Below are 15,389 nucleotides of genomic sequence, written 5' to 3' on the forward strand. Positions count from 1 at the left end.
GACGTAAGGCCCCGGCGAAATGGCCGGGGCAACCGCTTATTTCTGATAGATTTTTGATAAGTCCTGGAACAGATAAACCGGCTTCGGCTCCGCCTCTTTTGTGCCGCCGAAGCGTTTATCCACGGCAACGATCGCATTGGTATAGGCGATCGGGTAATAGGTCATGTCGCTCGCCACGGTCTGCTGGATTTGCTTGTAAATCTCCGCACGTTTTTTGGCATCGGTTTCCACAGCACCTTTATCCCACAGGGCATCAAACTGCGGATTTTTATAGTGCGCGTAGTTGTAGGCCTCGTTACTCATAAACAGTGATTTGTAGCCGTCCGGCTCTGCGCCCATGATGTAGCCACCCAGATTCAGATCCCACGCGGTGTTGTTCATGTCCAGACTGCGCTGCGACATGGCGTTGGAATCCAGCGGCATCAGCTCAACGATCACCCCAATTCCCTTCAGGGCCTGCTGGATGTACAGCGCCTGGCTCTCCTGGGTTTTATTGGTATTCACGTAGGCCAGACGCAGCTTCAGGTTTTCTGGCGCGCCTGAGTCCTTCAGCAACGCTTTGGCTTTTTGCTGATCGAACTTGTACTGCTCTACGTCGGCGGTCTGGTAGAGGGTATCCGGCGTCAGGAACGAGGCGGCGGGTTTCGCATAATCCAGCGAGGTGAAGGCGGTCTGGGTCAGCTCGTCTTTGTTGATAGCGTAAGCGATAGCCTGGCGCAGCGCTTTGCTCTTCATGACCGGCACGTTCTGGTTGAACGTCATATAGGCCAGACGCCCTTCCGGATAGACCACAAAGTCGAATTTACCGGTGTTTTTCAGGCGTGACACATCCTGCGGATCCACCATCTTCATGTTGATCTCGCCATTTTGCAGCGCAAGGTTGGCAGAGTTGCTGTCTTTGGCAAAACGGTAGGTGACGGAATCGAGCTTCGCTTTGCCGTTCCAGTAATCGTCGAAACGCGTCAGGGCATAGTACTGCCCGGCGCGATACTCTTTAAATTTGAACGGCCCGGAACCGACCGGCGTATCGTTTTTGGCGCTCTTTTCAAAATCGCTTTCACCGGCGAAAACATGCTGCGGGATGGGGTAAATTTGTACCAGCGTACCGGTAAATGCCGCACTCACCTGCGGTAGGGTGAACTTAACGGTGCGATCGTCAACCTTGCTCACCACCACGGGTTTGCCGCCGTAAGTAAACATGCTGCGGAAGAAGCTGTGCTGGCTGGGGTCGAGCAGTTTATTGAAGGTGAAGACCACGTCGTCGGCGGTCAGCGGCTGGCCATCCTGCCACTTCAGATTGGGTTTTAAGGTCAGGGTATAGCTCAGGTTATCGGCGGCGGGCGTCAGGCTTTCGGCCAGCCCCCATTCGATTTTCCCCTCGTTGAAGCTATATAGCGGTGCATACAGCGCCTGCATGATAGTTAACGTAGTACGGTCGCTGGCATAGAGCGGATTCACGGCCAGCGGGTCGCCGGAGGTAATGCCGATAATTAACGAACCGCCCGCTTTAGGCGCGTCATTGTTGGCGGCAGGCGCGTTGGCCGCCTCTTTATTTTTTGCCTCATCACAACCCGCCAGACCTAACGCGAGCGAAACCACAACTGCCGAAAACAGAAGCTTACGCATCTCACTAACTCCTTGCCTGATAAAGTGTTTATTACTGCCCGTTTTTATATATGTGCAAGCATCATAGGCAGCTTTACGCCCTTTCGCATTAACAATGAAAATGCGATTTTCGATTAAGCTTATACCGAATTTGATATATATAAGCGCAATGTGGAATAGCGCATAACCTTATGCGCTCGCAACGTTAAAGGGTTCACGAATCTCCTGCTAAACTGCCTCAACACATCATGCAAAAGGCAGGTCAACATGTCAGACAACAACTATCAGCCACCGAAAGTGTGGGAGTGGAAGCAGAACACCGGCGGCGCGTTTGCCAATATCAACCGCCCTATTTCCGGCGCAACGCATGAAAAAGCGCTGCCCGTCGGCGCGCATCCGTTGCAGCTCTATTCGCTGGGTACGCCGAACGGCCAGAAGGTGACCATTCTGCTCGAAGAGCTGCTGGCTCTGGGCGTAACCGACGCCGAGTACGATGCCTGGCTGATTCGCATTGGTGAGGGCGATCAGTTCTCTAGCGGGTTTGTCGAAGTGAACCCTAACTCCAAGATCCCGGCGCTGCGCGACCACTCCACCACCCCGCCGACCCGGGTGTTTGAATCTGGCAATATCCTGCTCTATCTGGCCGAGAAGTATGGTCATTTTCTGCCGAAAGACCCGGCAGGCCGTACCGAAACGCTGAACTGGCTTTTCTGGCTGCAGGGGGCTGCCCCCTTCCTTGGCGGCGGTTTCGGCCACTTCTATAACTACGCCCCCGTGAAGATCGAATACGCGATCGATCGCTTTACCATGGAAGCGAAACGTCTGTTCGACGTGCTGGATAAACAGCTGGCGCGCGGCCGCTACGTGGCAGGCGATGAGTATACGATTGCCGATATCGCCGTCTGGCCATGGTTTGGCTGCGTGGCGCTGGGCAGCGTGTACAACGCCGCCGAGTTCCTGGATGCAGAGAAGTACACAAACGTGCAGCGCTGGGCGAAAGAGGTGGCCAACCGCCCAGCCGTCAAACGGGGCCGTATTGTGAACCGTACCTACGGCGAGCTGAACGAACAGCTGCATGAACGCCACGCCGCCAGCGATTTTGACACCAACACAGAAGATAAGCGCCAGGCATAAGCGCAGGCCGGGTGGTTCGCCGCCCGGCTATGCCTCAAATCCCGCTTCGCGTAAGATCCCCTTCGCAACCTCTGACTGTAAAAACATGCCCAGCCGCTGCCCTGCAGGGGTTATCACCGCACAGCCATACTCCGCGCAGGGGTTGTAAGGCGCCGGGAGAGGAATCACGGTTAAGCCGGGGATCGTGCGCAGCCTGGAGGCATAGCTGGCATAGCCGATAAACAGCTCAGCCTGGCCGCTGTGGATAATCCACTCCGCCGCCAGCTTGCCCGCAGGAATCGGCGCAGAGTGTCGCCCACCGACCAGCGCCCTCGCCCGGGCTCTTACCCCCTCGCCGCTATCGCCCATGCGATCAAATAACGTCTGCGCATAATCTCCGCAAGGGTCTTCCCCCGCCGTCGAGGTGGCGAGGCGTAAATCGGCGCGGGTCAGCAGCGATAGCCAGTTATCCCCCTGCTGCAGCACATCACTGCGCACGGTCAGGCAGAGTGAATTGCGGGCGAAGGGGATGACGGCGAGCGGATTAAGCGCCCGGGGATGGGCAAGGTTTGCCGAGGCGAAAAGGTCGCACGCTTCACCCGCCGCAATACGCTCCTGCAGCAGCCCCGCCGGGCCAAAAGCGGTCTCTACGGGCTCCGGGAAGTGGCGCAGTAACGAGGGCCAGACCCCGCGCAAACTGCCTGCCGCCAGGACGCGCATTAATCGATGCCCTGGTAGTCAGTGCGGTAAAAACGGTGATACCAGGCGTTAGCCTCTTTACGCATATCCACGTCTTTGAACTTCCCGGGATAGAGTTTTTTCGCCATCCACAACTCGCCCAGCCCCATCGCTTCCGGCATCGGGTAACCCCAGGCTTTCGCGTAATCGGGCATCAGGTAGACGCGCTGATTTTTCACCGCATCAATGGTTTGCCATTGCGCAGAGGTTTTAATCTCATTGACCACGGAGGGGTAGCGATCCTGCACGAAAATTACCTGCGGGTTCCAGGCGATAACCTGCTCCATCGCCACGGTTTTAAAGCCCTTGATGGTGGCGGCGGCCACATTCAGCGCCCCCGCATGCGCCATCATTAAACCGGTATATTTTCCGGAGCCGTAGGTGGTTAACGCCGGGTTCGCCATATAGGCACGCACGCGCTCTGCGGCCGGGATCGCCTGCAGGCGATCGCGCACCTTTTTGCGTCCCGCGTCCGTTGCCGCAATCAGCGCCTTCGCTTCTGCCGGCTTATTCACGATCTCGCCAATCAGGGTGATCCCTTCCCGCAGCCCCAAATCGTAGGCTTTCTCTTCATCGGCTTGGGTGGGGTTCAGTTTGTCTTGTTCTCCGGGGGCGTCGTGGCGTAGCGAAATCGCCACCACCGGGATCCCAAGGCTAGCGATCTTGTCGATCATCTCCCGCGGCGCATAGTTTGTGACAAACACCACCTGCGGTTTTAGCGCAACCAGCTTTTCCGGATCCACATGGGTGAGATCGCCGAGCATGGGTTTCTGGTTCAGCTCGGGCGCAAGGCGGGCATAGCCATCGCCGAGTTGTTGCTTCCAGTTCGCCATCACCCCAACGATTTTATCGCTGGCGTTCATTTGCACCAGCAAGTTCAGCGTCTGGTGCTGCAGTACCACCACGCGATTCACCTCATCCGGGATCGTCACCTGACGACCAATCTGGTCGGTAATCTGGCGCGACGCCTGAGAAGAGAGCGGAGAAATGGCCAGAAAAAGAAAAGGTAATACCTGCCAAAAACGCTGTTTCATCGTAGCCTCACATTCGTTATGTAATTTATTATATAACGATTGCGCGCCGCGTGTCCCGGCCCCTTTAGAGGTAGAGCGGGCAGGCGTGCCTTAACGCAAATCCCTCTCTTTTTTCAACGGCATGTTTACAACCATCCGGTAATCGCGCAAGAATCATTCTTATTTACCGATGAGCCTTTTCATGTCAGAGCAGGCGTTAAGACAACAGATTCAGAATCTCAAAAAGCACAATGCCCGGCTCGTCAGGCTAGCACGTGACGCCCGCAGTAAGCTGAGCGCTGCGCTGGACGGGACGGGTCTCTGTCTCTGGCAGCTGGATATTCCCAGCGGCAAGCTGATTATCTATAACCGCCGATGGGGTTCGATGCTGGGCTATCAGCCGAAAGAGCTTAGCGCCCAGTTTGAGGTCTGGCGGGAGCACCTCCATCCCGATGACAAGCAAGACGTGCTGGACGCGTTTTACGATCATCTGAACGGTAAGACCCCCTTCTATGAAGCGCTGCACCGTATGCAGCACAGAAACGGTACCATCACCTGGGTGCTTGACCGGGGCCGCGTGACCGAATGGGATGAAAACGGCGCGCCGCTGAAGGTGACCGGCACCCATATTGATATGACCAAAGAGAAGCAGTACGAAGAGCAGTTGGCGCAGCTGGCTAACCACGACCCGCTCACCGGGCTGGCTAACCGTCATGCGCTGCTGCAACACTTTGAACAGCTTAAAGCCCACGGTCCGCTGTGCGTGGCCTTTATTGATCTTGATGATTTCAAAGACGTTAACGACGCCTTCGGACACCGCAGCGGTGACGAACTGCTGATCCAGCTTAGCCAGCGTTTACGGGAAAGCTGCCCACCAGACAGCATCGTCGGGCGTCTCGGTGGCGACGAATTTGTGCTTTTACTCCCCCTTGCACTCTCCAGCCTGCAGGTGACGCGCATTGCTCAGCAGTGTCTGCACGCCGCCCTCACCCCCTTTGAGCTGGACAATGGCCAGGCGCGGGTGGGCGCGTCGGTGGGCATTGATGAGGTGCAGGAGGAGGATGACTTTGTGAATGCCCTCAAGCGCGCCGATCGGTCGATGTATCAGATCAAACATACCGGTAAAAACGGCGTCGCCCTCGGGCAGACGCCCCTCTCTCTCCCCCGTCTGGAAACCGGAACATGAAAAACAGCCGTCAGCAGGCCATTATTCAGCGGCTGGCGACGTGCGACTGGCTGACGACGGACGCGCTGGCCGACGCGCTGGCGGTGAGTAAAGAGACGATACGCCGGGATCTGAAAGCGCTGCAGGAGCAGGGGAAGATTGTGCGCCATCACGGGCGGGCGCGGGCGATCCACCCGGACAGGCAAGACGGCGGTGAGCCCTTTGGCGCGCGGCTGAAAAGCCATTACGCCGACAAAGCCGATATTGCTCGCCTCGCGCTGGACTGGGTGAGCGAAGGGATGACACTGGCGCTGGATGCCAGTTCGACCTGCTTTCATCTGGCAAAACAGCTCCCCGATATCGCCCTGACGGTGTTTACCAATAGCCTGCCGATTTGCCAGGAGATGGCCAGACGCGAACGCGTTACGCTAATTTGCTCCGGCGGTACCCTTGAGCGTAAATACCGCTGCTATGTGAACCCCATGCTGGTCACCCAGTTGAAATCGCTGGAGATCGATCTGTTTATCTTTTCCTGCGAGGGGGTAGATGAGCAGGGCATTATGTGGGATCCCTCGCCCGATAATGCCCGTTTTAAAACCCAGCTACTTAGCCGCGCCAGCCAGTCCTTGCTGTTGATCGACAAGAGTAAGTTCCGACGTTCCAGCGAAGTGAAAATTGGCCACCTGTCACAGGTCACCCAACTTATCTCCGACGCGGAGCTCGTCAGGCGATAGCGCCGCGTCAGGCCGAATGCTGGCCGCGCGAGGCGGCCATTTTCAGATCCTTAGAAATTGGTCCAGTCTTCTGCGGCTGACGCCGCGGCGGGTTTCAGGCGAACCGGGGCGCTTGGCGGCGCGGCGACAGGCTCCTGAGCTGAGAGACGGAACTTCTGCACCGACCGCTGTAGCTCTTCGGTCTGGCGCTCAAGCGCAGAGGCGGCGGCGGAAACTTGCTCCACCAGCGACGCATTCTGCTGAGTCACGCCATCCATCTGGGTGATGGCGACGCCCACCTGCGAAATGCCCTTGCTCTGCTCTTCCGAGGCGGCGGCAATCTGCTTCATGATGGTGGTCACTTCGGTTACCGCCCGCAGCACCGCTTCCATGGTGGTGCCCGTGTCGTTAACCAGCTGCGAACCCTGCTCCACCCGGGAGACAGAATCAGCGATCAGCCCTTCGATCTCTTTCGCCGCATTGGCGCTGCGGCTGGCCAGATTACGGACTTCGCCCGCCACCACCGCAAAACCACGCCCCTGCTCGCCCGCACGCGCCGCTTCCACCGCAGCGTTCAGCGCCAGAATGTTGGTCTGGAAGGCGATGCTGTTGATCACATTGGTGATCTCAGCGATTTTCTTCGAGCTGTCCGAGATGCCGGTCATGGTGCTGATCACATCTTCAACCAGCGCACCGCCCCGGCTGGCGGTAGTCGAGGCCACATCCGCAAGCTGGCTGGCCTGACGGGCATTATCTGCGTTCAATTTCACCGTGGCCGTCAGCTGCTCCATGCTGGCGGCGGTCTCTTCCAGCGCGGCCGCCTGCTCTTCGGTACGTGATGAGAGGTCGTTATTGCCGCTGGAGATCTCCGTCGCCCCGCGCCAGATGTTATCGCTGCCCGAGCGGATAGTGCTGACCGCTTCGCGCAGGCTATCCTGCATGGCGCTCAGCAGCGGCACCAGCTGACCAACACAGTTACGGCCAAAGGGGGTAATAGGCTGACTGAGGTCGCCCTGCGCAATCTGGCGGAAATGTTCGCGAATACGATCCAGCGGTTTCACCAGCATGGCGACCAGATAGCGATCGGTAAACAGCAGGATCAACAGGCCAATGATGGTCGCCACGATAATCACCGTGCGGGTGATGCTGGTGAAGTTGTCTACCATCACGCGGGTCGTATCCAGCAGGCGATCGGCGGCTTTATTGAAGTTTTCAGCGCTGGCGCCAAACGCGCGACTGAGCGGCGGCGTGACGTTATTGGCCTGCTGACGGTAACCGTCCACGTTGCCCTGCTGTGCGAACTGCATCTGAGGGATGACGCCGTTTTCCAGTAACGCCTGCCAGCTGGCAATGACCTGGGCTGAGACCTGCGCATCCATCGGCCCCGGAGACATGGCTTTCATCTCCGCCAGTTTTTTGCTCATGTTATCCAGCGCCTGCTGTACAGGCGCGAGATCTGGCGAGCCTCCTGCCGCTTTAACATCCATAGCGCGGGTCAGGCGGGTCACGAAACGAAAATACTGATCGTTGCCCTGGCTCAGGACCGTCATCTGTTTGACCAGTTGGCGGTCGATTTCATTACCGTCCGACATTTTAGAAAGGGACCAGGTGCTATACAGCCCGACGCCTGCCCACATTAAACAAAAGATCCCAAGAATCGTCAGCAGAACGAAACGGATCGTGAAATTACGAAGCATTTGCATTTTTTTTCCTTACCGTGAGGAAGATATCGCCCGAAAGCGACTCCTGATCCCGTTATCGGCAGAAAAAAGGAAGTTATACCTTTTCGCGAGTAATTTTATAAAACTTTTCATTCACCTTTAATTAGCGGAGAAACGATAATCATGCTGGGGAAATATCCCTGGAAATAACGTGTTTTTACATGTCATAGAATTAACAAATGTAAGTCATCCTCGCCATTCATTACCCGCATAATCCGAAAGGATTAGGGTGTTGAGAAGCGTTGCCAATGAATCGCCCGCCTTCAGCCTAAAAGCCCCGCTTTTTGTACGTTAATAAATCCATCACATTCACCTTAAGAATATATTTATTTTGATTAATCAGGTTTAATTAAGTTAATTGCCATATTTTTAGCGCGGTCAATTTTTAAATTTCATTACATCCTTTACCCGTCAGACGTTTCTGAATTACGCAATTTTAAATTAAAAAGAGTCCACTTTTTTCTGGACTCAAAGAGGATTTGAAATGCGTCATTCCGTAAAACGGACAGTATTGTCACAATGTGTATTACTGGCTTTAACATCTTTCGCCGCGCAGGCCTAGGCGGGCACCGCCATCCCTTGTCAAAATGGTGATACGACCCAAACCTGCGGCCTCTCCCATTACGATGACGGCAATTATTATCAGGATAAGGGCGCGACTAACGCCGTTATGGCCGATAAAACCGCAACCGATATCTATATGGATGGTCACCGCTCGCCAACCGATAGCCAAACCTTAACCGTCTCTGGCACGGATATGACAGGCTATTATATTCAGGGCAGTACCGGCGGTACCGCCAATATTAATGTCACCAATAACGCTAAGGTGGATATGGTCGAAGTCGGATCGGCTAAGGATACTACCAATACTACGGTCAATATCGATCATGCCACCCTGAACGGTGAAAACAGCGCGATCGAATACGGCGGGAAAAATAAAAGCTATATGATGGGCGCCGCCATCTATGTTGACCCTCTTGATAAGGGGGCCCACAACGTGAATGTCAGCAATGGCAGTGTCCTGCACGGCAGTATTATCAGCGCGGGGGCGGGCACGCAAAATATTGCTATCAGTAATAGCACCATGGACAACGCCGGCATTTATACCGGCAGTGCCACTTCGGATGTCACCGTCTCGCTGACCAACGCCACTCTCGACGCCAGCAACAGCCAGGTGGCGAAGAAGATGAAAACACTCGTGGACACACTGAGTAAGACCGAACCGTTCAGCGATATCAACCTGGATGCCTTTAGCGATGTGGCGATTGCGATGTATGGCACTACCCACGAAAGTTTAACCCTGAATAACAGTACCGTGACCGGGGATGTGGGCATCATCAATGATAAAGGTCAGGTCGATCTCTCAGTCACGAATAACAGCGTGGTGAATGGCAATGTCACCCTCAACGGCAACGCCACCGACACCATACTGGTAGATAACAGCACCATTAATGGTGATGTGAATACCAGCCAGAATAGCGGCAATACCACGGTTACCCTGCAAAATAACGCCAACGTCAATGGCGATATCACCACCGGCACCGGCAACGATACCGTCGTGCTGGTCAATAACTCCCACGTCAGCGGCAACGTGTCAGGCGGCGACGGCACCGATACCCTATCCATGGATGCGGGCAGCTCTATATCCGGGCAGATTAATCAGTTCGAAACCATCAACACCACCAGCGCGAACAGCATTACTATCGATACTATTAACGATGCCACGAGCTGGAATCTACAAAATGGCTCACGTCTTGTCTCCGCTACCACGGGCAGTAATGCCGTTGTGAATATGAGTACCGATAGCTTTGTCGATTTCGGCCAGATTACCGGCAGCGACAACGCGGTCGTGGTGAATAACATCACCCCCTCGGCGCTGAATCAGCAAAACCTGGTGATCGGCACCTTTACGACAAACACAGAGGGTGCGCCACAAGATTACGCAGCCGCCCGTTTTACCAATGGTGAGCAGCAGGTTGAGAACCGGAGTGGAGCCTATAACTACGATAACAGCCTGGACATTGTCGCCGCCAATGGGGATGTCACCCCGCAAACGCTGCTCGCCGCAGACAACAGCCAGAGCTGGAATATCGTCTTTAACAGTGAGCGAGGCTCTCTGGCGAGCGATGTTCAGGGGCTGATCGCCGGGCTGGATGCCGCCGAACAGGCGGGCCACCAGGTCACCGACGACATCACCAGTCACCTGGATCGTCTGCATCTTGCTGCCCTGACCGGGACGCAGCAGGAGGGGGCGCAGGTATGGGGAGATTTCCTCTATCAGAACGGCACCTTCAGCAACGATGTGGATTACACCAGCATCACCCAGGGCGCGCAGGGCGGCGTTGACTGGACGCACGCGCTCGCCAACGGTGACAGCGTGACCGGCGGTGTCGCCCTGGCCTGGACCCGCAGTCGCGTGGATGATACCCAGAGCGGCCCGGATAGCTTCAAAGATACCGTCTACGGTAACTATTACAGCCTTTATGGCGGCTGGGAGCAGGCAATGAATGGCCGTGACTGGGGCCTGTTCGCGGACGGTAGCTTCAGCTATGGCGATATGCGCTACACCCTCTCCGCCAACAACGTGACCGGCAACACCAGCGGCATGACCGAAGCTCTGCACGGTTCCACCGACGGCAACCTGTATATGGCGCAGGCGCGTGCTGGGGTGAACGTGCTCCTGCCAGGGGAGACGCTGCTACAGCCGTACGCCATTCTTGGCTGGGATCAGACCAAAGCCAACGGCTTCTCTGACAAGGAGGTGACCTTCGCCGACAGCCAGGTCTCCTCCTGGAACGGCGGCGCAGGGCTGCGTCTCTCCACCACCCTCACCGATCTCAATAAGAACGTGCAGATCACCCCCTGGGTGGATGCCCGCTTCCAGAAAGAGTTCAGCGATGATACGGATATCCAGGCGGCGGATTATCACAATACTCAGGGTCATAACAATACGATGGGCATGTTCGGTGCGGGGATCAACGCCACTGTTGCCCATAACTTCTCGGTCAATACGGGCATTTACTATGGCACCGGCGATGTGGATAACGACGCCAGCGTGCAGGCCGGTTTAAGCTATAGCTTCTGATAACGTTATGCCCGGTGCCCTTGCGCGCACCGGGCGCTTTGCGCTTAGCTCAGATACTTTTCAAACCATCCTAACGTGCGCTTCCACGCCAGCTCCGCTGCCGCTTCGTCGTAACGTGGCGTCGAGTCGTTATGAAAGCCATGATTCACGCCGGGGTAGATATAGGCCTCGTAAACCTTATTATTTGCTTTCAGCGCCGCCTCCCAGGCGGGCCAGCCTTCATTAATGTTTTTATCCAGTTCGGCAAAGTGCAGAAGCAACGGTGCCTTGACCTTCGCGGCATCTGCCGCCGGGGGCTGACGACCATAGAACGGGACGGCGCAGGCGAGCTCAGGCCAGGCGACCGCCGCCGCGTTAGAGACTCCGCCGCCATAGCAAAATCCGGTTATCCCCACCTTGCCGGTGGCCTCCGGATGCTGCTGCATAAACGCAATAGCGGCAAAGAAATCGTTCATCAGTTTGGTGGGATCGACCTTCTGCTGTAACACCTTCCCCTCTTCGTCGTTACCCGGATAGCCGCCGACTGAACTCAGGCCATCAGGCGCCAGGGCGATATACCCCGCCTTTGCGACCCGACGCGCAACGTCTTCGATATAGGGATTCAGGCCACGGTTCTCATGCACCACCACCACCGCCGGGACCTTGCCGGCGGCTTTGGCCGGTTTGACCAGATAGCCCCGCACTTCACCGTGCCCCTCGGGCGAAGGATAGGTGATGTACTCCGGCACAATATCGGGATCGGTAAACTTAACCTGCTCCGCCAGGGCATAGTTGGGCTTGAGCATGTTAAACAGCGCCAGCGCCGTCACGCCGCCAACAGCATACTTTGCCGCCAGGTTGAGGAATTCACGTTTGCTGATTTTGCCATGGGCGTAATAGTCATAGCTGTCGAGCAACTCTTGCGGAAAATCTTTGGCGGTGAGACGTGTCATAGCATATCTCCATGAATTGTGGGCTCTGTAAGGATAGAATGAAAACGCTGTTTCGAAAATTTATCGATAATAAAGGAGACATCATGCCCTGGAACGCCTCCCCCGAACGTTACGAAACCATGCAGTACCGCCGCTGTGGTAACAGCGGCCTGCGTCTGCCCGCACTGTCGCTGGGCTTATGGCACAGCTTCGGTCACGTTCATCCCCTCGAATCCCAGCGCGCCCTGCTGCGTAAAGCCTTCGACTGTGGGATCACCCACTTCGATCTCGCCAATAACTACGGCCCACCGCCGGGCAGCGCCGAGGAGAACTTTGGCCGTCTGCTGCGTCAGGATTTCGCCGCCTACCGCGACGAGCTGATTATCTCCACCAAAGCGGGATATGACATGTGGCCCGGCCCCTATGGCTCAGGCGGCTCGCGCAAGTATCTGCTCGCCAGTCTCGACCAGAGCCTGAGCCGGATGGGTCTGGATTACGTGGATATTTTTTACTCCCACCGGGTAGATGAGGCGACGCCCATGGAGGAGACCGCCTCTGCGCTGGCCCTGGCGGTGCAGAGCGGAAAAGCGCTCTATGTGGGTATCTCGTCCTACTCGCCCGAGCGGACGCAGAAGATGGCTGACTTACTGCGCGAGTGGAAAATTCCGCTCCTGATTCATCAGCCCTCTTACAACTTGCTGAACCGCTGGGTCGATAAAAGTGGATTACTGGATACGCTCAAGGCCAACGGCACGGGTTGTATCGCCTTTACCCCGCTAGCGCAGGGTCTGCTGACCGGCAAATACCTGAATGGCATTCCTGAAGGGTCGCGCATGCAGCGTGAAGGCAAAAAAGTGCGTGGACTGACGGAGAATATGCTGACCGAAGCGAACCTCGCCAGCCTGCGGTTATTGAATGAGATGGCGGAACAGCGCGGCCAGACCATGGCGCAGATGGCGCTGAGCTGGCTGTTAAAAGATGAGCGCGTTACATCAGTGCTTATCGGCGCCAGCCGACCAGAACAGCTGGAAGAGAATGTGAAGTCGCTGGATAACCTGCACTTTACCGCAGACGAGCTGGCGAGGATTGATCGTCATGTGGCGGATGGGGAGTTGAACTTGTGGCAGGCGTCGTCAGATAAATAGAGGTAAAGGGACAGCCCTGCGCTACAACAGGGCTGTCCGGGTTTGGCTTACTTGCTGCGATTCAGCTTATCCAGATACCCCATCACAAACGCCGATAACACGAACGTCAGGTGGATAATCACATACCACATCAGTTTGTTATCCGGGATATTTTTGGCGTCCATAAACACCCGCAGCAGATGAATCGATGAGATTGCAACAATCGACGCCGCCACTTTGTTCTTCAGCGAAGACGCATCCATCTTGCCCAGCCAGTTGAGCTTCTCTTTATCGGCAGAGATATCCAGCTGAGAGACGAAGTTCTCGTAGCCAGAGAACATCACCATCACCAGCAGACCGCCCACCAGGGTCATGTCCACCAGCGATAACAGAACAAGGATCAGATCGGATTCGGCGACGCTGAAAATATGGGGCAGGACGTGAAAGATTTCCTGAAAGAATTTAATACCGAGGGCAATTAACGCCAGCGAAAGGCCAAAATAGACCGGGGCTAATAACCAGCGGGAAGCATACATTGCGTTTTCGAAAAAGCGTTCCATAGGATCCTGTCCGCGAAAAAAAACCAGCGTGCAGTATATCGCAAGGAGGCAATTCGTATGCAACAACTAAACGATAAAGACCTTACACATGCTCAGGCTTAACCATCGGGCGCTGGTATTCCGGCCACACCAGCACCACCAGTGCCGGATAAGCCTCCATGCTAAATTCGCGGAAACACTGGCGCAGGTTCAGCACATCGAGATCGGAGTGGGAGACCTTTTCTCCGTTCAGGCAGCGCTTTTTGATATTATCGTAATATTTGTAGACCGCCGAGTTGAGATCGCTACAACGGCGTTGAGCGTCAAACAAGCCGGGAATACTATTTAATTCCGCCATGTTCATTCGTTTAATTGTGGCATGGAGAAAATCAATATATTCATGATTAACCCGCCAATACCACACCGGGGTAATGGCATTCATTAACAGCGAAAAATGGTCCTCCCCCTCCTCTTTGGACAGAGGCGGCGGCGGCGGCGAGGCCTGCCCGACTGCATCATCGCTGCTTTTATTGAAATCGCGCATCAATACAAGAACAACCGCAGTAAGCAATAACAATGTAATGACAGTATAAAAAATGCTGTTCATGAGAGGCTCCATTTTTTTTGATTTTAAATTTGCCTCATGTTATTGTCAACGAATCTCACGCTTCGAACAACCTCACCCCGTTGAATTTAAAGGACATATAAATGCTGCCTGAGAATCTGGTTCCGTCCAGGTTTCACATTTCTTCAGTGGAGCCGAAACAGGCGGAAGCAGAAACTGACGCTAATTTAACTAAGGGGAAAAGAACGCTCGCTGATTATGCGCCAGATATATTAATTGGCGTAACCCGCAATGGTCAGTCACGCAATATGTTGCTGGAAGAGCATGACCGTCATATTAAAGACCGTTTATTTCGCGTTTTTAAAATCGAGACCTTTGCCCGCCTGCTAAACGACCTGCAAGCTGAAGGGGAAATTGACGCGCAGGAACTAAGTCAAATATTGGCGGAAAAGACCGAAGAAATAAATGAAGCGGGTAATGAAATTTGGCTTAATTTAATTACCTGCGAAAAGGAAACGCCCCTTTTTTATCAACTTGAGGACGAATAAAATGAAAGAAGTTGATAATAACAATGTATATTTGACTTTAGATGATAAAAATAGCGACGAGTTTATCTTAAAGCAGAATCTCGACACGCTTAAAATGATCAAAAATGAAGAGATGGCGCGCATCGCCAAAGAACTGGTATCGATTCCGGCCGCGCTGGTTCGTCTGAAGTGGCATAATCGTCGGGAAATTTATCCCCTGCAGGTCAAAGAAGAGATCTACGGCGCCACTCTCAGCGCCATAATTGAACGCCAGCCCGCGCTGAAAGATAAAATTATGGCCCGACTGGAGAGCAACTATCAGTATCTGCTGGCCCGCGAAACGGCCACCCTGCGCATTACGCGTAAACTTGCTGATGGGGGCTATCGCGCCTCTTGCGTCACTACCGTCGCGCTCGACGAGGAGTATCTGGCAAAGCATCAGCAAAACGACCCTGTCTGACCACCTTTTCTGCGTCACCCACTCGCCCGACTAACGTCTACCGCTTCGCTTCCCGTTGTAAAAAAACTTAAGGATTATCCTGAATATTTCTCAGAGTGCAGTTGATTCTC

At 54.9% G+C, this 15,389-nt stretch carries 14 protein-coding genes; 7 read left to right on the top strand and 7 right to left on the bottom strand.

What is annotated here, in order from left to right:
* Positions 1–36 precede the first annotated feature (36 nt).
* Complete coding sequence (locus JZ655_RS17500) at positions 37–1,626, bottom strand: ABC transporter substrate-binding protein (RefSeq protein ID WP_046886017.1); 1,590 nt, start codon at positions 1,624–1,626, stop codon at positions 37–39.
* Between the two features lie 246 nt (positions 1,627–1,872).
* On the opposite strand from JZ655_RS17500, the gene yghU reads away from it, so the two are divergent.
* Entirely contained in the window at positions 1,873–2,739 is an 867-nt protein-coding gene (gene yghU, locus JZ655_RS17505; protein WP_046886016.1) for a glutathione-dependent disulfide-bond oxidoreductase, read from the top strand.
* Positions 2,740–2,766: 27 nt separating this feature from the next.
* On the opposite strand, the gene JZ655_RS17510 is transcribed toward yghU, so the two are convergent.
* Positions 2,767–3,438: a substrate-binding domain-containing protein gene (locus tag JZ655_RS17510; protein ID WP_207292400.1), complete on the bottom strand. Its 672-nt coding sequence runs from the start codon at positions 3,436–3,438 to the stop codon at positions 2,767–2,769.
* A complete protein-coding gene (locus tag JZ655_RS17515) occupies positions 3,438–4,490 on the bottom strand; it encodes an ABC transporter substrate-binding protein (RefSeq protein ID WP_207292401.1) in 1,053 nt (350 codons plus the stop codon). The genes JZ655_RS17510 and JZ655_RS17515 overlap by 1 nt, the downstream gene beginning before the upstream one ends.
* A 181-nt stretch (positions 4,491–4,671) precedes the next feature.
* Here JZ655_RS17515 and JZ655_RS17520 point away from each other — a divergent pair, with 181 nt between their 5' ends.
* Together JZ655_RS17520 and fucR are read left to right on the top strand one after the other, a co-directional pair.
* The gene (locus JZ655_RS17520; protein WP_207292402.1) at positions 4,672–5,655 is read left to right on the top strand and encodes a sensor domain-containing diguanylate cyclase; all 984 of its coding nucleotides are present in this window, start codon (positions 4,672–4,674) and stop codon (positions 5,653–5,655) included.
* Positions 5,652–6,368 carry an L-fucose operon activator gene (gene fucR, locus JZ655_RS17525; RefSeq protein ID WP_040074026.1) on the top strand — a complete coding sequence of 239 codons (717 nt, stop codon included), beginning with the start codon at positions 5,652–5,654 and terminating at the stop codon, positions 6,366–6,368. Before JZ655_RS17520 ends, fucR begins: the two co-directional genes overlap by 4 nt.
* Before the next feature lie 50 nt (positions 6,369–6,418).
* On the opposite strand, the gene JZ655_RS17530 is transcribed toward fucR, so the two are convergent.
* Entirely contained in the window at positions 6,419–8,050 is a 1,632-nt protein-coding gene (locus JZ655_RS17530; protein ID WP_207292403.1) for a methyl-accepting chemotaxis protein, read from the bottom strand.
* 688 nt (positions 8,051–8,738) lie between these two features.
* Between JZ655_RS17530 and JZ655_RS17535 the strand changes: the two genes are divergently transcribed.
* On the top strand, positions 8,739–11,153 hold the full coding sequence (locus tag JZ655_RS17535; protein WP_242637282.1) for an autotransporter outer membrane beta-barrel domain-containing protein: 2,415 nt from the start codon (positions 8,739–8,741) through the stop codon (positions 11,151–11,153).
* A gap of 44 nt (positions 11,154–11,197) precedes the next feature.
* Here JZ655_RS17535 and yghX read toward each other — a convergent pair whose 3' ends face one another.
* The gene (gene yghX / locus JZ655_RS17540; protein ID WP_040074023.1) at positions 11,198–12,085 is read right to left on the bottom strand and encodes a YghX family hydrolase; all 888 of its coding nucleotides are present in this window, start codon (positions 12,083–12,085) and stop codon (positions 11,198–11,200) included.
* A gap of 83 nt (positions 12,086–12,168) precedes the next feature.
* Here yghX and JZ655_RS17545 point away from each other — a divergent pair, with 83 nt between their 5' ends.
* The gene (locus JZ655_RS17545) at positions 12,169–13,209 is read left to right on the top strand and encodes an aldo/keto reductase (RefSeq protein ID WP_207293875.1); all 1,041 of its coding nucleotides are present in this window, start codon (positions 12,169–12,171) and stop codon (positions 13,207–13,209) included.
* A 47-nt stretch (positions 13,210–13,256) separates the two neighbouring features.
* On the opposite strand, the gene JZ655_RS17550 is transcribed toward JZ655_RS17545, so the two are convergent.
* On the bottom strand, positions 13,257–13,748 hold the full coding sequence (locus tag JZ655_RS17550; RefSeq protein WP_046886010.1) for a TIGR00645 family protein: 492 nt from the start codon (positions 13,746–13,748) through the stop codon (positions 13,257–13,259).
* 82 nt (positions 13,749–13,830) lie between these two features.
* On the bottom strand, positions 13,831–14,334 hold the full coding sequence (locus JZ655_RS17555) for an ESA_00282 family adhesion-associated protein (RefSeq protein ID WP_207292404.1): 504 nt from the start codon (positions 14,332–14,334) through the stop codon (positions 13,831–13,833).
* 101 nt (positions 14,335–14,435) lie between these two features.
* On the opposite strand from JZ655_RS17555, the gene JZ655_RS17560 reads away from it, so the two are divergent.
* The gene (locus tag JZ655_RS17560) at positions 14,436–14,840 is read left to right on the top strand and encodes a hypothetical protein (protein WP_046886008.1); all 405 of its coding nucleotides are present in this window, start codon (positions 14,436–14,438) and stop codon (positions 14,838–14,840) included.
* 1 nt (position 14,841) lies between these two features.
* A complete protein-coding gene (locus tag JZ655_RS17565) occupies positions 14,842–15,279 on the top strand; it encodes a cytoplasmic protein (protein ID WP_207292405.1) in 438 nt (145 codons plus the stop codon).
* Positions 15,280–15,389: the final 110 nt, after the last annotated feature.

It is taken from the genome of Leclercia pneumoniae (assembly GCF_017348915.1).
Taxonomy (GTDB): Bacteria; Pseudomonadota; Gammaproteobacteria; order Enterobacterales; family Enterobacteriaceae; genus Enterobacter; species Enterobacter pneumoniae.